This window comes from Bordetella genomosp. 8 (genome assembly GCF_002119685.1).
GTDB lineage: Bacteria > Pseudomonadota > Gammaproteobacteria > Burkholderiales > Burkholderiaceae_B > Bordetella_C.
Genome location: NZ_CP021108.1, coordinates 6,147,449 through 6,167,536 on the forward strand (window position 1 = coordinate 6,147,449; position 20,088 = coordinate 6,167,536).

Annotated in this window: 19 protein-coding genes; 8 read left to right on the top strand and 11 right to left on the bottom strand. The window is 66.0% G+C overall.

The window, feature by feature from the left end:
* Positions 1-9: 9 nt before the first annotated feature.
* Positions 10-1,368, bottom strand: a complete 1,359-nt coding sequence (gene mnmE, locus CAL12_RS27895) for a tRNA uridine-5-carboxymethylaminomethyl(34) synthesis GTPase MnmE (protein WP_086067566.1) — start codon at positions 1,366-1,368, stop codon at positions 10-12.
* A gap of 106 nt (positions 1,369-1,474) precedes the next feature.
* Here mnmE and CAL12_RS27900 point away from each other — a divergent pair, with 106 nt between their 5' ends.
* The 7 genes from CAL12_RS27900 (at position 1,475) to CAL12_RS27930 (ending at position 9,221) form a co-directional block, all read left to right on the top strand.
* The gene (locus tag CAL12_RS27900) at positions 1,475-3,076 is read left to right on the top strand and encodes an ABC transporter substrate-binding protein (RefSeq protein WP_086067567.1); all 1,602 of its coding nucleotides are present in this window, start codon (positions 1,475-1,477) and stop codon (positions 3,074-3,076) included.
* A 77-nt stretch (positions 3,077-3,153) separates the two neighbouring features.
* Positions 3,154-4,128 carry an ABC transporter permease gene (locus CAL12_RS27905; protein ID WP_086067568.1) on the top strand — a complete coding sequence of 325 codons (975 nt, stop codon included), beginning with the start codon at positions 3,154-3,156 and terminating at the stop codon, positions 4,126-4,128.
* Positions 4,125-5,057, top strand: a complete 933-nt coding sequence (locus CAL12_RS27910; protein ID WP_086067569.1) for an ABC transporter permease — start codon at positions 4,125-4,127, stop codon at positions 5,055-5,057. Before CAL12_RS27905 ends, CAL12_RS27910 begins: the two co-directional genes overlap by 4 nt.
* 45 nt (positions 5,058-5,102) lie before the next feature.
* Complete coding sequence (locus CAL12_RS27915; protein WP_086068160.1) at positions 5,103-6,098, top strand: ABC transporter ATP-binding protein; 996 nt, start codon at positions 5,103-5,105, stop codon at positions 6,096-6,098.
* Positions 6,095-7,156 carry an ABC transporter ATP-binding protein gene (locus CAL12_RS27920; RefSeq protein ID WP_086067570.1) on the top strand — a complete coding sequence of 354 codons (1,062 nt, stop codon included), beginning with the start codon at positions 6,095-6,097 and terminating at the stop codon, positions 7,154-7,156. Before CAL12_RS27915 ends, CAL12_RS27920 begins: the two co-directional genes overlap by 4 nt.
* A 5-nt stretch (positions 7,157-7,161) precedes the next feature.
* Entirely contained in the window at positions 7,162-8,022 is an 861-nt protein-coding gene (locus CAL12_RS27925) for an N-formylglutamate amidohydrolase (protein ID WP_086067571.1), read from the top strand.
* A complete protein-coding gene (locus CAL12_RS27930) occupies positions 8,019-9,221 on the top strand; it encodes a M20 aminoacylase family protein (RefSeq protein ID WP_086067572.1) in 1,203 nt (400 codons plus the stop codon). Before CAL12_RS27925 ends, CAL12_RS27930 begins: the two co-directional genes overlap by 4 nt.
* 61 nt (positions 9,222-9,282) lie before the next feature.
* On the opposite strand, the gene CAL12_RS27935 is transcribed toward CAL12_RS27930, so the two are convergent.
* Entirely contained in the window at positions 9,283-9,774 is a 492-nt protein-coding gene (locus CAL12_RS27935) for a hypothetical protein (protein WP_086067573.1), read from the bottom strand.
* A 190-nt stretch (positions 9,775-9,964) separates the two neighbouring features.
* Positions 9,965-10,432, bottom strand: a complete 468-nt coding sequence (locus CAL12_RS27940) for a winged helix-turn-helix transcriptional regulator (RefSeq protein WP_086068161.1) — start codon at positions 10,430-10,432, stop codon at positions 9,965-9,967.
* Positions 10,433-10,528: 96 nt separating this feature from the next.
* On the opposite strand from CAL12_RS27940, the gene CAL12_RS27945 reads away from it, so the two are divergent.
* Positions 10,529-11,374, top strand: coding sequence for an SDR family oxidoreductase (locus CAL12_RS27945; protein ID WP_086067574.1), 846 nt, complete (start codon positions 10,529-10,531; stop codon positions 11,372-11,374).
* 22 nt (positions 11,375-11,396) lie between these two features.
* Here the strand turns inward: CAL12_RS27945 and CAL12_RS27950 are convergent, their stop codons facing one another.
* From CAL12_RS27950 to rpmH, 8 genes are all read right to left on the bottom strand, one after another.
* A complete protein-coding gene (locus CAL12_RS27950) occupies positions 11,397-12,554 on the bottom strand; it encodes an acyl-CoA dehydrogenase family protein (protein ID WP_086067575.1) in 1,158 nt (385 codons plus the stop codon).
* Between the two features lie 109 nt (positions 12,555-12,663).
* Positions 12,664-14,742, bottom strand: coding sequence for an acetate--CoA ligase family protein (locus CAL12_RS27955; protein WP_086067576.1), 2,079 nt, complete (start codon positions 14,740-14,742; stop codon positions 12,664-12,666).
* Positions 14,743-14,755: 13 nt separating this feature from the next.
* Positions 14,756-16,111, bottom strand: coding sequence for an MmgE/PrpD family protein (locus tag CAL12_RS27960; protein WP_086067577.1), 1,356 nt, complete (start codon positions 16,109-16,111; stop codon positions 14,756-14,758).
* Between the two features lie 145 nt (positions 16,112-16,256).
* Positions 16,257-17,141: a LysR family transcriptional regulator gene (locus CAL12_RS27965; RefSeq protein ID WP_086067578.1), complete on the bottom strand. Its 885-nt coding sequence runs from the start codon at positions 17,139-17,141 to the stop codon at positions 16,257-16,259.
* Between the two features lie 22 nt (positions 17,142-17,163).
* Positions 17,164-18,867, bottom strand: a complete 1,704-nt coding sequence (gene yidC, locus CAL12_RS27970; protein WP_086067579.1) for a membrane protein insertase YidC — start codon at positions 18,865-18,867, stop codon at positions 17,164-17,166.
* Between the two features lie 48 nt (positions 18,868-18,915).
* A complete protein-coding gene (gene yidD / locus CAL12_RS27975; RefSeq protein ID WP_086067580.1) occupies positions 18,916-19,188 on the bottom strand; it encodes a membrane protein insertion efficiency factor YidD in 273 nt (90 codons plus the stop codon).
* Between the two features lie 22 nt (positions 19,189-19,210).
* Positions 19,211-19,588: a ribonuclease P protein component gene (locus CAL12_RS27980; RefSeq protein WP_086067581.1), complete on the bottom strand. Its 378-nt coding sequence runs from the start codon at positions 19,586-19,588 to the stop codon at positions 19,211-19,213.
* 68 nt (positions 19,589-19,656) lie between these two features.
* Positions 19,657-19,791: a 50S ribosomal protein L34 gene (gene rpmH / locus CAL12_RS27985; protein WP_057654304.1), complete on the bottom strand. Its 135-nt coding sequence runs from the start codon at positions 19,789-19,791 to the stop codon at positions 19,657-19,659.
* Positions 19,792-20,088 lie beyond the last annotated feature (297 nt).

Below are 20,088 nucleotides of genomic sequence, written 5' to 3' on the forward strand. Positions count from 1 at the left end.
TGCGCGGCATCACTTGCCGATGCAGAAGCGCGAGAAGATTTCGCCGAGCAGGTCGTCGCTGGTGAATTCGCCGGTGATCGATGACAGGCTTTCATGCGCCAGCCGCAGTTCCTCGGCGAACAAGTCCAGTACGCGGTCGTCCATCGCGGCGTGGCCGGCCGCGATGGTGAGATGTTCTTCGGCTTGATTCAAGGCGCGCAGGTGGCGCTCGCGCGCCAGCCAGGGGGATTCGGCGCCAGGGTTCCAGCCCGCGATGTCCAGCAGCGCCTTGCGCAGCGTGTCCAGGCCAGCGCCGGTGCGGGCGGAGATGGGCAGCACGGCGTCGGCCGCCGGCGTCGCCGCGAGCAGGTCTATCTTGTTCACGACCTTCAGCACCGGTGTGTCCGCCGGCAGCCTGGCCGAGATGCCTGCGTCCAGTGCCTCTTCGTCGACTGCCGTGGCGTCCAGCAGATGCAGGATGACGTCGGCGCGTTCGATTTCCTGCCACGTGCGCTGGATGCCTATGCTTTCCACCGGATCGTCGGTTTCGCGCAGGCCCGCGGTGTCCACGATGTGAAGCGGCACGCCGTCCAGATGGATTTCCTGCACCACTTTGTCGCGTGTTGTACCGGCGATGGGGGTGACGATGGCGACTTCATCGCCGGCCAGCGCGTTCAGCAGACTGGACTTGCCCACGTTGGGCCGGCCGGCAAGAACGACGTGCAGGCCTTCGCGCAGGATCACGCCCTGGCGCGTCTGCGCGATGATGGCGCGCAGGTCGGCGGACAAGGCGTCCAGCAACGGCCTGGCCTGGTATTTTTCGAGGAAGTCGATTTCTTCTTCGGGAAAATCCAGCGTGGCTTCCACCAGCATGCGCAGGTGCACGATGCGGTCGGCCAGGGCATTCACCTTTTCGGAAAACACGCCCGACAGCGAAGCCATCGCGCCGCGCGCGGCGGCGACGGACGTGGCTTCTATCAGGTCCGCGACCGCTTCGGCCTGCGCCAGATCGATGCGTCCGTTCAGGAATGCCCGCTGCGTGAATTCGCCGGGCTCGGCGATGCGCAATCCCATGTCGCGGCCGCCGTCCAGGCACAGTTGCAGCACGCGCCGCAGCACGGCGGGACCGCCGTGCCCTTGCAGTTCGAGGACGTCTTCACCGGTGTAGGAATGCGGCGCCGGAAAGAACAGCGCGAGGCCTTCGTCCAGGGTCTCGCCGTCCTCGGTCTTGAATGGCAGCAGATGCGCGTGGCGGGGTGTCAGCTCGCGCTGAAACAGGCGACGCACCAGTTCGGCGAGCGATGCACCGGAAACGCGCACGATGCCCACGCCACCTCTGCCGGGTGCCGTGGCGATCGCCGCGATGGGCACTGAGGGTATGGGGGACATATACGCGGATCGACTAGGCAATAAGGGAATATAACCGTTGCGCGAGGCATTTTTCCTCCGTATCTTGCGGCGTGGAGTTCAAGTACAACTTGATCAGGAGCTATTTATGTCTCGTTGGTTTACCCGCGCCGTTGCTGGGGGTTTTACCGCCATGGCGATGGCCCTTGGCGCGCACGGCAGCGCCGTGGCCAGGGACCTGGTGGTCGGTCTCAAGACCGAACCCAGTTCGCTCGACCCCCAATATCACTCGCTGACGCCGAACACGCAGATCGCGTTGACCATTTTCGATCCGCTGGTGGCTGCCGACAACCAACTCAAGCCGCGTCCCGCGCTAGCGGAATCGTGGACGGTGGACGGCAATGTATGGACGTTCAAGCTGCGTCCCAATGTGAAGTTCTCCGACGGCACGCCGTTCACCGCTGACGATGTGGTGTTCACTTTCGATCGCGTGCCCAAGGTGCCCAACAGCCCCTCGCCGTTCACGCTATATCTGAAGGACGTCGCCAAGACCGAAGCGGTCGATCCCCTGACGGTGCGCATCACCACCAAGGGTCCTTCGCCGCTGCTGCTGCCCAACCTGGGCCAGTTGCCCATCCTGTCGAAGAAAGCCGCGTCCGGCGCCGCGCCGGAAGGCAAGACCACGACGGAGCTGAACGCCGGCGACGGCCTGATCGGCACGGGCCCGTACAAGTTCGTGTCGTGGAAGCGCGGCGCCGAACTGGTCCTGGCGCGCAACGACAACTACTGGGGCAAGAAACCGGTGTGGGACAAGGTCGTCTACAAGCCCATGACCAATGCGGCCAGCCGCGTGGCCGCCCTGCTCGCGGGCGACGTGGACATGATCGAGGATCCCCCGACCGACGACCTGCCCAAGCTCAAGTCCGACAAGAACCTGTATGTGCAGCAGACGCCTTCGGTGCGCGTGATGTACATCGCCATGGACCAGTTCAATGAAGTGAGCCCCGGCATCACCGACGCCGAAGGCAAGCCCCTGGCCAAGAATCCGATGAAGGACATGCGCGTGCGTGAAGCGCTGTCGCTGGCCATCGACCGCAAGGCCATCGAAGACCGCGTGATGGGCGGCGTTTCCAAGCCGGCGGGCAACCTGCTGCCCTACCCCATGTTCGGCGCGTCGAAGACCTACGCCGAAGCGCCCAAGGCCGACGTCAACAAGGCCAAGAAGCTGCTGGCCGATGCCGGGTACGCACAGGGTTTCAACATCACGCTGGGCGCGCCGTCGGGCCGCTATATCAACGACTCCAAGGTGGCGCAGGCCATTGCATCGATGTGGAGCCGCATCGGCGTGAAGACCAATGTGGAAGCCTCGGCGCCACCGGTGTTCTTCAAGAACCGCGACTCCTACAAGTACAGCGCCTACCTGGCTGGCTGGTCGGTGACCAGCGGTGAAATGTCCAACGCGCTGGGTTCGCTGGCGGTGACGTCGGATCCGGCCAAGGGCCTGGGCACGACCAACCGTGGCCGCTATTCGAATCCCGCGATGGACAAGCTGTACATGGAAGCGGCGACCACCATGGACGACGCCAAGCGCGCCGAACTGCTGTCCAAGGCGGCCGACATGGTAATGGCCGACTACGGCTTGCTGCCCGTCCATTTCGAACTGTCCGTATGGGCGATGAAGAAGGACATCCGGTACGCGGGCCGTTCCGACCAGATGACCGAAGCGCAGGATGTCACGCTGAAGCAATAGCAGCCGGCGAGCGCGCCCGTCGCATGGGCGCGCTGCCCTTCTTTTGGGGAGGCATGGCATAGCGGCAGGAGAATTGTTTGTTAGCGACCATCATCCGCAGGCTGCTGCAGACCGTCGTCGTCATGCTCGTCATGTCGGCGCTGGTCTTCGGCGGCATCTATCTGGTCGGCGATCCGGTGTCCATGATGGCCAGCCCGGACGCCACCGAAATCGAACGCGCGGCCATACGGCAATCGCTGGGGCTGGACCAGCCCCTGTGGCACCAGTACCTGATCTTCGTCGGCAAGGCGATCCACGGCGATTTCGGCAATAGCTTCCTGACCGGCGAACCCGCCATGCGGCTGATCCTGGACCGCATGCCGGCCACCATGGAGCTCGCGGTCGTGGCGATGCTGATGTCGCTACTGATCGGGATACCACTGGGCATCCGCGCCGGGCTCAAGCCCAATGCCGCGGGCTCGCGCGCCATCATGACGGGATCGGTGCTGGGTTTTTCCCTGCCCAATTTCTGGGTCGGGCTGATGCTGATCATGATCTTCGCCGTGACCCTGGGCTGGCTTCCGGCCAGCGGCCGCGGCCCGACGGTGTCGCTGGGCGGCTTGCGCCTGAGCATCCTGACGCCGGGCGGCTGGGCCAACCTGATCCTGCCGGCGGCCACCATCGCGCTCGCGAAGTGCGCCACCATCATACGGATCACGCGGGCCGCCACGCGCGAAGCGCTGCCCATGGACTACATCAAGTTCGCGCGCGCCAAGGGCCTGTCGGAATCGCGCGTGATGCGCGTGCATCTGCTGAAGAACATCCTGATTCCCATCGTGACGGTGGCCGGGCTGGAATTCGGCCAGGTGGTGGCGTTCGCGGTGGTGACGGAATCGGTGTTCTCCTGGCCTGGCATGGGCAAGCTGCTGATCGACTCCATCATCAACCTGGACCGCCCCGTGGTGGTGGCCTATCTGCTGCTTATCGTGTTTTTCCTGGTCATGCTGAACCTGGTGGTGGACATCATCTACACCGTTCTGGACCCGCGCGTACGATTGGACGGACGACGATGACGACAACGACGACACCCCAAGGGACCGGCGCGCCCGCGACGCCGGCCGTCAAGGAAGCCGGCCCGTGGCGCCGCTTCGCGGAAGATTTTTTCGCCAGCAAGCTGGCCACGCTGGGCCTGGTGGTCCTGGTGGCCATGATATTGGCGGTGCTGCTGGCGCCGTGGATCGCGCCGCAAAATCCCTACGACATCGGCAACCTGGACATCATGGATTCCAAGCTGCCGCCGCTGAGTGAAAACGGTGCCGGCGACATGCACTACTGGCTGGGCACCGACGGCCAGGCGCGCGATATGTTGTCGGCGATCCTGTACGGCCTGCGCACCAGCATGATGGTGGGCTGTATTTCGGTGTTCTTCGCTTTCGTCATCGGCGCCACGGTGGGCCTGGTGGCGGCCTATTTCGGCGGCCGTGTCGATGCGCTGCTGATGCGCATCGCCGATATCCAGCTGTCCTTCCCGTCCATCCTCGTGGCGCTGATCCTGCTGTCCATATTGGGTACCGGCGTGGACAAGGTGATCATCGCGCTGATTGTCGTGCAGTGGGCATACTTCGCGCGCACGGCGCGCGGCGCCGCGCTGGTCGAACGCGGCAAGGAGTACGTCGAGGCCGCGCGCTGCATGTCGCTGGGATCGTGGCGCATCCTGCGCCGGCATCTGCTGCCGAACTGCATGCCGCCGCTGATCGTGGTCGCCACCATAGACCTTGCCCACGCCATCGCGCTGGAGGCCACCTTGTCCTTCCTGGGCGTGGGCGTGCCGGTGACCGAACCTTCCCTGGGCATGCTGATATCCAATGGCTTCGAATTCCTGATGTCCGGCCGCTACTGGATATCGTTCTTTCCCGGCGTGGCCCTGGCCATCGCGATCATCGCCATCAATCTGGTCGGCGATCATCTGCGCGACGTGCTGAACCCGCGCAATGCGAACTAGGGGGCATCGATGACGACGACGATGAACCCGGGTGCGCCGGCGTCCATGCAGGGCGGCCGCGACACGTCGGCGCCGGTACTGGACGTCGCGGGCCTGCGCACGCACTTCTACACCCGTGCCGGCGTGGTCAAGGCCGTAGACGGCGTGGACCTGCGGCTGGGCCAGGGTGAAATCCTGGGCCTGGTCGGCGAGTCGGGATCGGGCAAGAGCATTACCGGTTTTTCCTTGATCGGCCTGATCGACGAGCCGGGCCGTATCGTGGACGGATCCATCCGCTTCGACGGCCGCGAGTTGCGCGGCGCGCCGCCCGCGCAGATGCGGGCGCTGCGCGGCAACGACATCGCGATGATTTTCCAGGATCCGATGATGACGCTGAATCCCGTCCTGCGCGTCGATACGCAGATGATCGAGGCGATCCAGGCGCATCGCAGGATGGACCGCGCGGCGGCCCGCACGCGCGCGCGCGACGTGCTGGCCATGGTGGGCATCCCGTCGCCGGAAGAACGGTTGCGCGCGTATCCGCACCAGCTGTCGGGCGGCATGCGCCAGCGCGTGGCCATCGCCATCGCATTATTGAACGCGCCGCGCGTGATCATCGCCGATGAACCGACCACCGCGCTGGACGTGACCATACAAGGGCAGATCCTGTACGAGGTGCAGAAGCTGTGCCGCGAAACCGGCACGGCGTTGCTGTGGATCACCCATGACCTGGCCGTGGTATCGGGGCTGGCGGACCGTATCGCCGTCATGTACGCGGGACGCGTGGTAGAGACGGGCTCGACGGCCGACGTCATCGGGCGTCCGTTGCATCCCTATACCCATGGTTTGATGATGTCCATCCCCACGCCGGGAACGCGTGGGCACGATCTGGCTTCGATACCCGGCATGACGCCGTCGCTGCTGAAACTGCCGCAGGGCTGTGCCTTTCGCACGCGCTGTCCGCGCGCCACCGAGACCTGTCTGCAGGAGCCCCAGTCCGTGGAATGGCGCCCCGCGCATTGGGTGCGTTGCTGGCATGCCGGCGAACCGGAGGCGCTATGAGCACGCAATCGACACCCATACTTTCGCTGCGCGGCGCCGAGATGCGTTTCGTGCAGCCCGTCGACCTGGCGGGCCGCATCGCCAACCTGTTCGGCGCCGGCTTGCGCAAGACGGTGGTGCATGCCGTGGCCGGCGTCGACCTTGACGTGATGCCGGGCGAAGTCATCGGCGTGGTCGGCGAATCCGGCTGCGGAAAGTCCACGCTGGGCCGGATGATCAGCGGCATCCTGCCGCCGACCGCGGGCACCATCGCCTACGCCGGCCAGCCAGTGGCCGGCATGGACGACAAGCAGCGGCGCGCCTACGAGCTGGGCGTGCAGATGATTTTCCAGGACCCGTATGCGTCGCTGAACCCGCGCATGCGCGTGGAAGAAATCATCGGCGAAGCACCCATGGTGCACGGCCTGGTGAGCCGCCGCGATCGCAAGGCCTATGTCGCCGAACTGATGCGCCAGGTGGGGCTGGATCCCGCCTATGCGCAACGCTATCCGCATCAGTTTTCCGGCGGGCAGCGGCAGCGTATCGGCATTGCGCGGGCGCTGGGGCTCAAGCCCAGGGTCATCGTTTGCGATGAAGCCGTGGCCGCGCTGGACGTGTCCATCCAGGCACAGGTGCTGAACCTGTTCGCGCAGCTGCGCCGCGAGCTGGACCTGACGTATCTGTTCATCAGCCACAACCTGGGGGTGGTCGGGCATATCTCCGATCGTGTTGCCATCATGTACCTGGGCCGCGTCGTCGAACTTGCCCCCACCGATCAGGTGTTCAAGCGCCCGAATCACCCCTATACGCAGGCCTTGCTGAAGGAATTGCCCACGCTGAATCCGGAACGGCGCAGCTTCAAGCCCATACAGGGCGAATTGCCTTCGCCGCTGGCGCCGCCGCCTGGCTGTACCTTCCATCCCCGTTGCCCGCATGCGATGGACCGATGCCGCCAGGAGCGTCCAGTGCTGCGCGAGATCGCGCCCGGGCAGTTGAGCGCCTGCCATCTGAACGACCTGCCCGCCGCCGTGGCGCGGCCGGTCGATTTCCACGCCAGTCCCGTCGCCATGCAGAGCTGAACATCATGCGCACCACAGACCAGCCTTTCGAGCCCTACATCCGCATCGAGCCGCGCGCGGCGGCCTTGCCGCTGGTCTGCGATTCGCCGCACAGCGGCGTGATCTATCCCGCGGATTTCGGCTATGCCGTCGAAGCCAAGGTGTTGCGTACCGGTGAAGACACGCACGTGGACGAACTGTGGCAGGGTATCCCCGACGTGGGCGGTACGCTGATCCTGGCGCAGTTTCCGCGCACCTATATCGATCCCAACCGCGAGCCCGACGACATCGATCCCGCGCTCCTGGCGGGGCCATGGCCCGATGCGATCCATCCTTCGGAAAAAAGCCGCATCGGGCACGGATTGATCTGGAGCAAGGCCGGCGGCCGGCCGATCTACGACCGCAAGCTGGCGGTGGAAGAAGTGCGGCATCGTATCCGGGCCTATCACCAGCCTTACCATGCCGCGCTCGGTCGCGACATCGAAGCGGCGTACAAGCAGTTCGGCGCGGTGTGGCATCTGAACCTGCACTCGATGCCATCGGATTCGTATGAAGTACTGCGGGTGCCTGGCGATCGTCAACTGGCGGATTTCGTGCTCGGGGACCGCGACGGCACCACATGCGAACCGGAGCTGGTGGACGTGGTCGAGCACTCGCTGCGCGCAAGCGGCTACACCGTGGCCCGCAACGATCCCTTCAAGGGCGTTGCGCTGATCGCCCGCCTCGGCAAGCCCGCGCAGCGGCGCCACAGCCTGCAGATCGAGATCCATCGCGGGCAATACATGAATGAACAGACGTTCGAAAAGAACGAGAAATTCCCGGCCATGCAGGCCGCACTGACCAAGGCGGCGCAGGACGTCGCGCAATATATTCAAAGGCAACTATGAAAACCCTGGACGAAATCGAGCGCGCGCATGGCGAGCTCACGGCGATACGCCGCGATATCCATGCACATCCCGAATTGGCTTTCGAGGAAACCCGTACGTCGTCGCTGGTCGCGGAAAAGCTGCGCGGCTGGGGCATCGAAGTCCATACCGGCTTCGGCAAGACGGGCATCGTAGGCGTGTTGCAGGGCAATGGCGGCAAGGGCAGGACGATAGGCCTGCGTGCGGATATGGACGCGTTGCCCATGCCGGAGAACAACCGCTTCGCCCACAAGTCGACGATCAGCGGCCGCATGCACGGCTGTGGCCATGATGGCCATACCGCCATGCTGCTGGGCGCGGCGCAATACCTGTCGCAGCATCGCGACTTCGCCGGTACCGTGGTGTTCATCTTCCAGCCCGCCGAGGAGAACGGCAACGCCGGCGCGCGCGCGATGATGCAGGATGGGCTGTTCGACAAGTTCCCCTGCGACGCGGTGTTCGGCATCCACAACATGCCGGGCATGCCCGTGAACGAGTTCGGGATCCGTCCCGGGCCGACCATGGCGTCCAGCAATCGCTTCACCATCACCATCAAGGGCGTGGGCGGCCATGCCGCGCAGCCGCACAAGACGGTCGATACCATCGTGATCGCGTCGGAAATGGTTGGCGTGCTGCAAAGCGTGGTGTCGCGCACCAGGAACCCGCTGGATACGGCGGTGCTGACGGTGACGCAGATCCATGCGGGCGATTCCTTCAACGTGATCCCGGCCGAAGCCGTCATCCGCGGCACGGTGCGTACCTACACCACCGAAGTCCTCGACTTGATTGAGGACACCATGCGACGCATCGCCACGACGTTGCCGCAGGTGTACGGCGGTTCGGGCGAACTCGATTTCGTGCGCGCCTATCCGCCGCTGGTGAACTGGGAAAAGGAAACCGAGTTCGCGGCACAGGTCGCGGAAGCGGCATTCGGCAAGGACAGCGTAAACCGCGCGGTGCCGCCTTTCATGGGCGCGGAGGATTTCTCCTTCTTCCTGGAGAAGGTGCCGGGCTGCTATATCTTCCTGGGCAACGGCGAAGGCGATCACCGGCTGGAGTCGTACCACGGCATGGGTCCGTGCACGCTGCACAATCCCAATTACGACTTCAACGACGCGCTGCTGCCGGTGGGTGCGACGTATTGGGTCAAGATGGTGGAAACCTTCCTGAAGCAGGCCTAGCGCGGCATGCGCGCCGGCCGTCCGGCGCGCTGGCCATGGTGGCGCCGATATAGCCGACGCCCTAGCGGCGTTCCGAGGGTGGATTGCAGTTCACCCTCATGACACTATTGTGGCCGCCGTTTCCATCCGACCACCGGAAGGCCCCGAATACGACGTTGTAGGGCGGATTCACCGCCTTGTTGGTGATGTACACATTGAGGGTCTGCTGAGGGCCCACGATGATGTCGGTCGAGAAAGCATAGTTACTGGAATAGTTGGCTTCGCCGCCGTACGGCCAGAGCTCGAGGTCGCCCCCGATCACGCCGCTGGGATCCAGCGGATTGTCCACTCCGCTGACTGTGCAGTAAGCCGTGTGGATACTGTCTTTCCAGTACTTTGAGTAGAACGAATAGAAGTAGGCTTGGCTATCCTGGGCGTTGGTGCCGTTGCTGATTATGCATTGGGGCGAGTCTTCGTCATACGTGTATTGCGTATTGCATGCCGGATAAGCAGCGTGGCTGACGTCATGGAATAAAAACGAAGCCAGGATAATCGCGAATATCTGTGCTTTCATCACGCGTGTCCTTCTACCTGTCGGGACGACTGCAATGGCAGGACGCCACAAGTGGCCAACACCCATGCGTGGAAAACTATCCCTTTACGGTAGCAAGCGCGTTTTAATTTCCTGACGATCGTTTTGATTCGCCGCGCGGTATGCGATGGCCGCAATCGCGGCGGGGCCGGCGTTCGGCGCGTCGCGTGACTCAAGGTGTGGTGCGTGCGGATGCAGCCCTGACGGCCTCGTTCGCTGCGCCGTTGGCGGCCTGTATGCGTGGCAGGTTGACTTCGATCCAGTCCGCCAGCAGACGCACTTTCTCCGCGCATTCCAGGCCCAGCGGGGTGAGCCGATATTCGACGTGCGGCGGCACGACCTGATAGGCCTTGCGGTCGACCAGCCCGTCGGCTTCCAGCCACTGCAGGGTCTGCGCCAGCATCCGTTCGCTGACCCCGCCGATGGTGCGCTTCAGTTCGCTGAATCGATGCATGCGCTGCTCCAGGGTGATCAGGACCAGCACGCCCCACCGGCTGGTGACGTGCTTGAGGACGTCGCGCGACGGGCAATCGGCGGCGAGCAGGTCGCCGCGCAGCAGGCGTTCGGACAGCGAACCGGCCGACGCCGCCGATGGGGGCTGATCGGACGTTGTGGCTGAGCCGGGTAGCGCGGAGGTCATGTCGCGGGCGTTCATACTTACCTTTATGTGCGTACTTACGAAAGGTAAGTAATACTGCTAGATTGGCTCCGTCGTCAATTCAAACGGAGTTTTCCCATGACTATCGCCATTACGGGCGCCACCGGCCAACTGGGCCGCCTGGTCGTCCAGGAATTGCTGCGCACGGTTCCCGCCGGAGAGCTCGTGGCCCTGGTCCGTACGCCCGCCAAGGCCGCGGACCTGGGCATCGCGGCGCGCCTGGCCGACTACACCCGGCCGGAGACGCTGCCGCCCGCGCTGGCCGGCGTCGACACGCTATTGCTGATCTCGGGCAATGAAGTGGGGCAGCGCATCGCCCAGCATCGCAATGTGATCGACGCCGCGCAGCGCGCCGGTGTACGGCGCATCGTCTACACCAGCCTGCTGCATGCGGACACATCGCCCCTGAGCCTGGCCCCGGAGCACCTGGAAACCGAGAACGCCATCAAGGCATCCGGCTTGGCCTATACGCTGCTGCGCAACGGCTGGTACATCGAAAACCACACCGGCGCGATACAGCCGGCGCTGTCCACCGGCGTGCTGGCCGGCGCTTCGGGCGAAGGCAGGTTTTCCGCCGCGGCGCGGGCCGATTATGCGTTGGCGGCCGCCACCGTGCTGACCGGTTCGGGCCATGAGGGCAAGACTTATGAACTGGCCGGCGACGAACCCTATACCCGTGCGCAGTTCGCCGCGGAGGTCGCACGCCAGGCCGGCAAGCCCGTGGTCTACCGCAACATGACGGAGGCCGAGTATGCGCAGGCCCTGGCCGGCGTCGGCCTGCCCGCCCCCATTGCCCAGGCCGTGGCCAGTTGGGACGCCTTGGCCGCCGACGGCGCGCTCTACGACGACAGCGGCGTGCTGGCGCGCCTGATCGGCCGGCCGACGACGCCGCTGTCCAAGGTGATCGCCCAGGCCCTGGCCTGAGCCGGCGGGCGCCGCGCCGGGTTCATTCAGCGCGGGGGGGACGCTGGGAAAAGCTGCGTTCGAATACGCCTTCGGCAATGCGGTTCTTCAGGATTTCGATCGAACCCCCGGCGATCATCCAGCCGCGGCAGCGCCGCACGCAATATTCGACCAGCGATTCGCGGCTGTAGCCCATGCCGCCCAGCACCTGCAATGCCTCGTTGGCCACGTCGAAACCCGCCTGGTTGCAATACGCCTTGGCGATGGCGGTTTCAGTAGCCGACGGGAAACCGGTATCCGCGTTCGAAGCCGCCCGGTACAGCAACAGCTGGCCGGCATCCAGCTTGATGCGCATGTCGGCGAACTTCCATTGCAGCCCCTGGAACTCGCAGAGCAAGCGGCCAAACTGCTTGCGCTGCATCGCCCACTCGCGCGCTTCTTCATAGGCATAGCGGCCCAGGGCCAGCGAGCGGGCGGTGTTGCCGATGCGTTCGACGTTGAAGCCCGCGATCTGCTTCTTGAAGCCGCCTTCGCCCAGCACCACCATATCGTCCGGCACAAAGACATTGTCGAAGTAGATCTCCACCCATTCTTCGTCGGACATGAAGGCCGAGCGCTTGCCCAGCCTGACGCCTTCGCTCTTCGTATCGATCAACACCGAACCGATGCCATGCGTGCCGGGACCGAATCGCACATAGGCCAGGATGACGGTGGCGTGGGGCCCGTGCGTGGTGAAGATCTTCGAGCCATTGATGCGCCAGCCATCGCCGTCGCGAGTCGCGGCGGTTTTCAATTCGGTGACCGCCGAGCCTGCTTCCGGTTCGGTCATGCCGACGGAGATGAGCATGTCGCCAGCCAGCAGCGGCCGCAGGTACTTTTCCTTCTGCATGGCGTTGCCGTATTCGCCCAGCACGCGGATGGGGCCGAAGTTGCCGGCCTGCACGACGTCGGCACTGCGCGGGCAGACCGACGCGATCGTCTGGATGGCGATGACCGCATCCATCAGCGAGCCGCCGATCCCGCCGTTGGCTTCGCTGATGGTGATGCCCAGCAGCCCTTGCCGGGCCATGGAGCGCGCCACATCCCAGGGGTATTCGCGCGAGTGCGCGCGATCGCGCGCGCCGGTGCGCAGCTCGTTTTCCGCATAGCGGCGCACGGCATCCTGGAAGTCGCGCTGTTCGGGTGTCAGATTGAAATCCATATGCGATGGGTCCTCGTGATGTTCGTTATGTGTGTCGCGCCCATGGCGGGGTGCGTTGTTCCGCGCAGCGTCCGCGCGCTACTCGTGGCTGCGTCCTGCCGTCGTGGTGTCAGTCGATATGCAGCAGGCCATCCACCGCCACGACGCCATCGGCGCGCACGAACAGGGGATTGATCTCCGCTTCCGCTACCTGGACACCTTCCACCTCGGCCAGGCGGGAGAAAGCGGCAATGGCGTGCGCCAGGGCCTCGCAATCGCCGCGCGGCAGGCCGCGGAAGCCGCGCACCAGGCGTGTTGCGCGCACCTCTTCGATCATCGCGCGCGCTTCCTCCACGCCGACGGGCGCCAGGCGTATGGCGAAGTCGGGATTCAGTTCCGCCGCGATGCCGCCCGCGCCCAGCACGATCGTCGGTCCGACCAGGGGATCCAGCCGGTAGCCCAGGATCAGCTCCAGCAGACGCCCTTCCATCGCCTGCACCAGGATGCCGTCGATGTCGGCGTCAGGCGCGTGAACGCGCACGTTCCGCAGCATCTGATCGACCGCGGCGCGCAGCTGTGCCTCGTCCGCGATGCCGATACGGACCGCGCCGGCATCGGTCTTGTGCGGCACGTCGCGCGACGACACCTTGGCCACGACGGGATAGGGCAAACCATGCGCGAGATCGTCCGTGGGGAGCAGCCGCGAGGCCGCGACCGGCACGCCCAGGGCCTGGAACACCCGGCTGGCTTCATGCTCCGTCAACGCGCCCGCGCGCGGCAAGCCGGCCGGCCAGGGCACCGCGGCCGGCGGCGGAACGGGCGCCGGCTTGCGCTGGAACAGTACCGCGAGCGCGTCGGCGCAGGATTCGGGCGTGCGGAAGGCGGCAATGCCGTGCTTCCTGAGCAGGGCCAACGACGCGGGCGCTTCGGGCGCGAGGAAAGCCGCCATGGGCTTGTCGTCCGGCTTGTCGGCCTGCACCAGCGGATTCACCGCGAAGTCGGGATGGAACTGGGCCGACGACCCGATCACGCTGAGCACCGCGTCGCACCAGTCCGCCAGCAACAGTTGTTCGAGCAGATCCTTGTATTGCGCCGGCGTGGCGGCCAGGGTGAGGTCGATGACGGGCGTTTCGCGTATGCGCAGGCCGCGTCCCGCCATATGCTCGACAAAGGCCGGAGGCGGCGCGGCCGCCACCAGTCCGCGCATGCCCAGGTTGTCAACCACGGTGGCCGCGCCGCCGCCCGTGGTGGTGATCACCGCGACGCGCGGCGCCGGGGCGCGGGCCCGCGCTTCGCCATAGCGCGCCGCCAGCGGCACGATTTCGAACAGCGTTTCCAGCTGCTGCACGCGCAGCACGCCGTGCGCCCGAAAGAAGGCATCGACGGCGGCGTCGTTGCCCGCCATCGCACCCGTATGGGATTGCGCCAGCGCATCGCCCTGCTCGGAGCGGCCGAGCTTGTACGCCACGACCGGCTTGCCGGCCTGGCGTGCGCGGGCCAGCGCGGCCGCCAGCACGGGCGCTTCGCGCAGCGTTTCCAGGAACAGCAGGATGACGCGGGTGTTCGTATCGTCCACCAGCGCGTCGACGACTTCGCCGACGGTGATGTCGCTTTCATTGCCCACCGATACGGAGCTGGCGAAGCCGAAGCCGCGTGCCGCCGCGCGCGACAGCAAGGAACCCATCATGGAGCCGCTTTGCGACACCATGCTGATGTCGCCCGCGACCAGGTCGTCGGCCTCGAAGGCCGCATTCACCGAGATCACACCGCCCGTGTGCAGGTTGGCGCTGCCTATGCTGTTGGGGCCCAGGATGCGCACGCCGAGTTCGCGAGCGCGCGCCACCAGCACCTGCTGGCGTGCCATGCCTTCCGGTCCGGCTTCGGCGAAGCCGTCGGAGTAAACGGTCAGCACGCGCGCGCCCGCCGCGGGACATTGTTCCAGCACGGACAGCACCTGTTCGCCGGGGATCATGACGAAGACGTGGTCCACCGGCTCGGGCAGTACCGCCAGCGAAGGATAGGCGCGTTCGCCCATGATTTCCGTGCGGCCGGCATTGATCGGATGGATGCGGCCTGCATAGCGGTGCTTGCGCATGAAGCGCAGCGGCCGCGCGGTGTTCTTGCGCTCGTCGCCCGACGCGCCGACCAGCGCGATGGCGCGGGGCGCGAGCAAGGCCTGGCCGAGGGAGGTTGATGATTTCACGGACATGATCGGGCGTTTCTCAAGCGATAGGACGGTCGTTCGCCAGGGCCAGGTCGCTGACGTGGCTGCTTTCCAGCTTCCAGACCGCGGCGCGCAGCTGGCGGGCGCGTTCCGCGCCCAGCACCGGCCCGGCAAGCTCGTCGAACTTGTCGTTCAATTCGGCGTCCGAAAGTGGCGCCTCCGGATCGCCCTTGCGATACGGCGCGAACTGCTCGTGCCGCATGCCGTCGTCGGTCACGATGGCCACGCGCGCCGCGCGCATCCTGGGGAAGCCGGCGGTCAGCTGCGGATCCTCGATGAGCGTGACCTTGCGCATCAGCGCGCGCGTTGCTTCGTCGTTCAGCGCTTCCGGTTCGAAGGCCGCCAGCCGTACCGAACCCTGGCGCATCGCATGCGCCAGGACGTATTGCGTGCTGAAGCGCGCCTCGAAGGCCGTGGTCGGGTCGGGATTGCCGGCGACCTCCAGCGTCGCGCGATAGCCCTGGACCTCGATGGCGCGCACGCGATCGGCCTGCACGCCTTTGTCGCGCAAGGCCAGGGCGGCGTCGATGGCCGCGAAGGTATGGCCGCAACAGCCATGGTTCTTCTGCGTCATGCGGGTGATGTTGTACTGCTCGCCCAGGCCTTCCAGGACGCTGTCCCAACGCACGTTCTCGGCCAGCGCGGCGCCGAAGCCCACCTCGCCTTCCAGGACGTCGTGCACGCCGGTGACGCCGTGCGCCGCACCCTGTCCCGCGCGCACGCCGGCCGCCGCCGCGTGGCCCGCATGCAGGGCCTTGCTCATGGCGTCGGAACGGAAAGCCTGCTGCAGTGCCGCGGCCATGGTGGCGGACGTCGCGATGGCATGTCCCATGACGTCGGCCTGGCCCGGCGCGGCCAGGGCGGCGGCCGCCGCCGCGGCGCCCAGCGTGCCGACCGTGCCGGTGGTGTGGAAATAGCGGTAGTGGGAAGGCTGCATCGCCGCCGCGATGCGGGTGGATATCTCGTAGCCCACCACCACCGCGTTGAGCAGTTCGAGGCCGCTGGCGCCCCGGTGCTCCGCCATCGCCAGCGCCGCGGCGATCACCGGGCAGCCGGGGTGGTAGGCCCCGTCACGGAAGATGTCGTCGAACTCCGGCGCGTGCGAGGCGCTGCCGTTGATCCAGGCCGCGGTGGCGGGAAAGGCCGTCGTGCCGTTGCCGGGCAGGCTGGAGCGTCCGATGCCCAGCTCTTCCGCGTGCGCGGCCACCAGCTCGCGGCAGGGCGAGATACGGGTTCCGGGATAGAGGGCCGACAGCCAGTCCAGGACCGCGCGCTTGGCGTAGTGCAGGACCTCGTCGGGCAGGCGCGCGACGGTATCGCGCGCCCCGTAGGCGGACAGGGATTCGAGCAGCATGGGCGTCTCCGGTGTCGCGGCGCCTTGATACGCCGCTATCGTGTATCCGCCACTCTAGCCCGTGGGATGCCGGTCCGGTTTGAAAAAATGGCAAGCGACCGATCACTGAATCCGCAGGCTGCCGCGCGGCAGCCGGGCCCAGGGATCAGGGACGCAGGGCCGCCAGCAGATCCGCCGTCAGCGGGCTCATCGTCGTCGCATCGCGGACGCAGATGAAAAACTGCCGCTCCGCCCAGGCGTCTTCCAGCGCCAGCAGGACCAGCCCCATTTCGCCCAGGTAATTCCGCGCGATGCCTTCGGGCACCACGGCGATGCCCAATCCTTCGCGGATCATCCGGCAGCGCGTTTCGAAATTGGAGACCTGCAGCTTGACCCTGGGCGGCCGCGATACCGTCTGGCCGATATAGTCCAGGAACTGGTCCAGGGAGTGGCGCGGAAAATACCCCAGCAGCTCGTAATCCAGCGCTTCTTCCAACCGCAGGGAGGTCCGGCTGGCCAGCGGATGTCCGCGCGGCACGACCAGGCCCACGCGATCGCTGCGGAAGGGGAAGGACGACACGCCGGCGGCGGCGCGATCGGCGTGGTAGATGCCCATGTCCACCGTGGCGTCCGCCACCATGCGCGGGATGTCGTAGCTGTGGGCCTCCAGCAGATCCACCGCGACGTTGTCGCGGCCCGCCAGGAAGCGCGCCATGGGCGCGGGCAGGAACTGCAGCAGGGTGGAGGGATTGGCCGCCAGCCGGATCTTGGCCTGGCCGTCGGCCGAATAGCTGTCGATGGCCTGTTCCGCGAGCTGGACGCTGCGCAGGATGGCCTTGGCGCGCTGGTAGAGCAGCACGCCGGCGGGAGTCGGTTCGACCCCACGGCCGTGGCGGTGCAGCAGCGTGCGATGCAGGTGCCGTTCCAGGTCGGCGATCCGCCGGCTGGCGGCGGACGCCACGACATTTTCCCGTTCAGCGGCCCGGGTGAGGCTTTTTTCCTCGACGGCGGCGACGAAGATCTCCAGCGCCGGGACGTCGAGTTTCTTCATGGCCGGCCGCCCCGCCTCGCGATCAACGCTTGGCGGTTTCCGTTTCGACGCGCAGTTTGCGCGTGATGTACCACTGCTGCAGGATGGACAGCGTGTTGTTGACGCACCAGTACAGCACCAGGCCGGCCGGGAACATGAACATCATGCCGCCGAACACCAGGGGCATGATCATCATGACCTTGGCCTGGACGGGATCGGGCGGCGTCGGGTTCAGCTTGATCTGCAGGAACATGGTGGCCATCATGATCGCCGGCAGGATGAAGTAGGGGTCATGCACGGACAGATCGTGCACCCAGCCGAGCCACGGCGCGCCGCGCATTTCCACGCTGGCCAGCAGCACCCAGTACAGCGAGATGAACACCGGGATCTGCACCACCATCGGCAGGCAGCCGCCCAGCGGATTGATCTTCTCGGTGCGATACATCTCCATCATGGCGGCGTTCAGCTTCTGCTTGTCGTCGCCGTACTTTTCCTTCAGCGCCTGCAGCCGCGGGGTGACCTGCTTCATGCGGGCCATCGAGCGGTAGCTGGTGGCCGCCAGCGGGTAGAACAGCAGCTTGATCAGCACCGTCAGGGCCACGATGGTCCAGCCCCAGTTGCCCAGGATGGAGTGCAGCCACGTCATCAGCGAGAACAGCGGCTTCGCGATGATCGTCAGCCAGCCGTAGTCGACGACGAGTTCCAGCCCGGGCGCCAGCGCGGCCATGGCCTTCTGGTCCTGCGGGCCGACCCACAGGTGGGCATCGACGCTGGCCGATGCGCCGGGCGCGATGTCGCCCACGCCTTCGACGGTGCGCGCGGCGTAGAGGTTGTTGCGGACCTCCAGAAGCTCATTGGTGCGCGCCTTGCCTTGCGGCGGAATCCAGGCGGTGGCGAAGTAGTGCTGCACCACGGCGATCCAGCCGTTGTCGGCCTGCTTGATGTAGCTGGCTTTCTTCTTTTCGATATCCGAGAACGTGGCCTTCTGGAATTTGTCCTGGTCCGAATACACCGCCATGCCGGTGAAGGTGTGATAGAAGCTGGACGTATCCGGCGGATTGTTGCCGTCGCGCTGCAGTTGCAGGTACAGCGAGGGGCGCGCCGGATTGGCGCTGGTGTTCGTCATGTCGTGGCGGACGTCGATGTCGTAGCGGCCGCGATGCAAGGTGTAGGTCTTGGTGACCTTCAGCCCGCCCGATTCGGCTTCGAACACTACGCTCAGCGTGTCGCCGGTCATGCTGCGCTCGGACGACACCATGCGGAACGGCGTCTGATGGGTGGGGAAGCCGGGCTGGCCCGGGGCGCCCACCACGCCGGATTGCACGACATATTGCAGGTCGGGCGTATCGTCCAGCAGCACCGTCGGCTGGTCGCCGCGGTTGGCGTCCGGATACTTCAGCAGCACCGCCTGCACCAGCTGCGCGCCGGTGGTATCGAAGGTCAGGCGCAGCACGTCGGTGGTGATGACAATTTTCTGCGAGTCCGCCTGCGCCTTGGCGGCGGAGGCAGGCACGCCGCCGGGCGCCGCCGAGGCAGGCTGGCCAGCCGCGGGCACGCTGGGAACGGTCGTGTTGCCGGCGGGTTGCGCCGCGTCGCCGGTGGCGGGCTTGGCCGCTTGCTGGGCCGGGGTGGCCGCTGGCGGCACGCCGAACAGCGACGGCTTTCCGTTATGGACTTGCCAGTTGTTCCAGAGGAGCAACAGCGAGAAAGAGAAGATCATCCAGAGGATGGTTCGTCGGATATCCATGGTGCCTACAAGGTAAGAGCGGGACCGGCAAAGCCCGCCAGTTTAGCGTCAATCCTGCCGGGCGCGGTGGCCGTGGCCGCAGGAGCAGTGGTCGCCGGGCCGCGGCGCGGGCGGAACCGGGTCGAGTCCGCCCGGGCTCCAGGGGTGGCAACGGCCGATGCGCCGGGCCGCCAGCCACAGACCGTTCAAAGGCCCGTGAGTTTCAATGGCTTCGATGGCGTAGGCCGAGCAGGTGGGCGTGAAACGGCACTGCCGTCCCATCCAGGGGCTCAGGAAGAACCGGTAGAACCGGATCGGCGCGATCAGCAGGGTCTTGATCATGGACGCGCTCACGCGGGCACCTTCAGGAAGCAAAGCGGATCACCCGTGCGAAGTGAGTATCTACTTCTGCTCGGGCGGCCTGTTTCAGGGCGGTCAGCGACAGCTCGGGGACGCGCGCATGGAGCCGGACCACATAGTCGGCCGGCGGCAAGGCCAGGCGGCGGGCCCGGAACGATTCCCGGATGACGCGTTTGAGGGCGTTGCGGGTCGCGGCGCGCGCGGCATGCCGCTTGGCGATGACCATGCCCAGCCGCGCCTGGGGCGGCGCGACGTCCGCGGGCGCGGCGGTGGACGTGATCATGAAAAACGCCCCTCGCGCCAGCCGGCGGCCTTTCAGCGCGGCGGCGAATTCCGAGGGGCGATGCATCCGCGCCTCCGGGGGAAGCGTGGTGCGCGGCATGACGGGCAACTGCGCGGCCGAGGCGGCCGTCAGGCCGGCCGGGGCAGGCGCAATGCCTGGCGCGGCGTTCAGACCGCCAGACGCTTGCGGCCCTTGGCGCGGCGTGCGTTCAGCACGGCGCGGCCGCCACGGGTCTTCATGCGCACGCGAAAGCCATGGGTGCGCTTGCGGCGGGTAACGGAGGGTTGGAAAGTGCGTTTCATGGGCGGTCCACAAAAGAACAATTAATACGGATGGGCACGGACGCGGGCGACATGCTCCGCGGGCCCATTTCGGGGGCGATGCGTATACGGGTACACGCGTACGTACGGGATGGGGATGGGTGCGGGAATAGACGCGCGGGGCGAACGAAGCCACCCGACCTCAGCCGAGCCCGCCATTTCAGCAAGTTTCTTCTCTGTTGTCAAACAGTTAGCGTAGGGCGGGCGATGTCCGGCACCCCCAGCCTGTGGATAACCACAGCCCAGGCAAGGTAGAATCGAGGTTTAGACAAGACCGAC

What these genes read in the sequence shown, in the direction of transcription:
- mnmE (WP_086067566.1), bottom strand. Translation starts at nt 1,368, where the DNA reads ATGTCCCCCATACCCTCAGTGCCCATCGCGGCGATCGCCACGGCACCC.
- CAL12_RS27900 (WP_086067567.1), top strand. Translation starts at nt 1,475, where the DNA reads ATGTCTCGTTGGTTTACCCGCGCCGTTGCTGGGGGTTTTACCGCCATG.
- CAL12_RS27910 (WP_086067569.1), top strand. Translation starts at nt 4,125, where the DNA reads ATGACGACAACGACGACACCCCAAGGGACCGGCGCGCCCGCGACGCCG.
- CAL12_RS27915 (WP_086068160.1), top strand. Translation starts at nt 5,103, where the DNA reads ATGCAGGGCGGCCGCGACACGTCGGCGCCGGTACTGGACGTCGCGGGC.
- CAL12_RS27920 (WP_086067570.1), top strand. Translation starts at nt 6,095, where the DNA reads ATGAGCACGCAATCGACACCCATACTTTCGCTGCGCGGCGCCGAGATG.
- CAL12_RS27925 (WP_086067571.1), top strand. Translation starts at nt 7,162, where the DNA reads ATGCGCACCACAGACCAGCCTTTCGAGCCCTACATCCGCATCGAGCCG.
- CAL12_RS27930 (WP_086067572.1), top strand. Translation starts at nt 8,019, where the DNA reads ATGAAAACCCTGGACGAAATCGAGCGCGCGCATGGCGAGCTCACGGCG.
- CAL12_RS27935 (WP_086067573.1), bottom strand. Translation starts at nt 9,774, where the DNA reads ATGAAAGCACAGATATTCGCGATTATCCTGGCTTCGTTTTTATTCCAT.
- CAL12_RS27940 (WP_086068161.1), bottom strand. Translation starts at nt 10,432, where the DNA reads ATGACCTCCGCGCTACCCGGCTCAGCCACAACGTCCGATCAGCCCCCA.
- CAL12_RS27945 (WP_086067574.1), top strand. Translation starts at nt 10,529, where the DNA reads ATGACTATCGCCATTACGGGCGCCACCGGCCAACTGGGCCGCCTGGTC.
- CAL12_RS27950 (WP_086067575.1), bottom strand. Translation starts at nt 12,554, where the DNA reads ATGGATTTCAATCTGACACCCGAACAGCGCGACTTCCAGGATGCCGTG.
- CAL12_RS27955 (WP_086067576.1), bottom strand. Translation starts at nt 14,742, where the DNA reads ATGTCCGTGAAATCATCAACCTCCCTCGGCCAGGCCTTGCTCGCGCCC.
- CAL12_RS27960 (WP_086067577.1), bottom strand. Translation starts at nt 16,111, where the DNA reads ATGCTGCTCGAATCCCTGTCCGCCTACGGGGCGCGCGATACCGTCGCG.
- CAL12_RS27965 (WP_086067578.1), bottom strand. Translation starts at nt 17,141, where the DNA reads ATGAAGAAACTCGACGTCCCGGCGCTGGAGATCTTCGTCGCCGCCGTC.
- yidC (WP_086067579.1), bottom strand. Translation starts at nt 18,867, where the DNA reads ATGGATATCCGACGAACCATCCTCTGGATGATCTTCTCTTTCTCGCTG.
- yidD (WP_086067580.1), bottom strand. Translation starts at nt 19,188, where the DNA reads ATGATCAAGACCCTGCTGATCGCGCCGATCCGGTTCTACCGGTTCTTC.
- CAL12_RS27980 (WP_086067581.1), bottom strand. Translation starts at nt 19,588, where the DNA reads ATGCCGCGCACCACGCTTCCCCCGGAGGCGCGGATGCATCGCCCCTCG.
- rpmH (WP_057654304.1), bottom strand. Translation starts at nt 19,791, where the DNA reads ATGAAACGCACTTTCCAACCCTCCGTTACCCGCCGCAAGCGCACCCAT.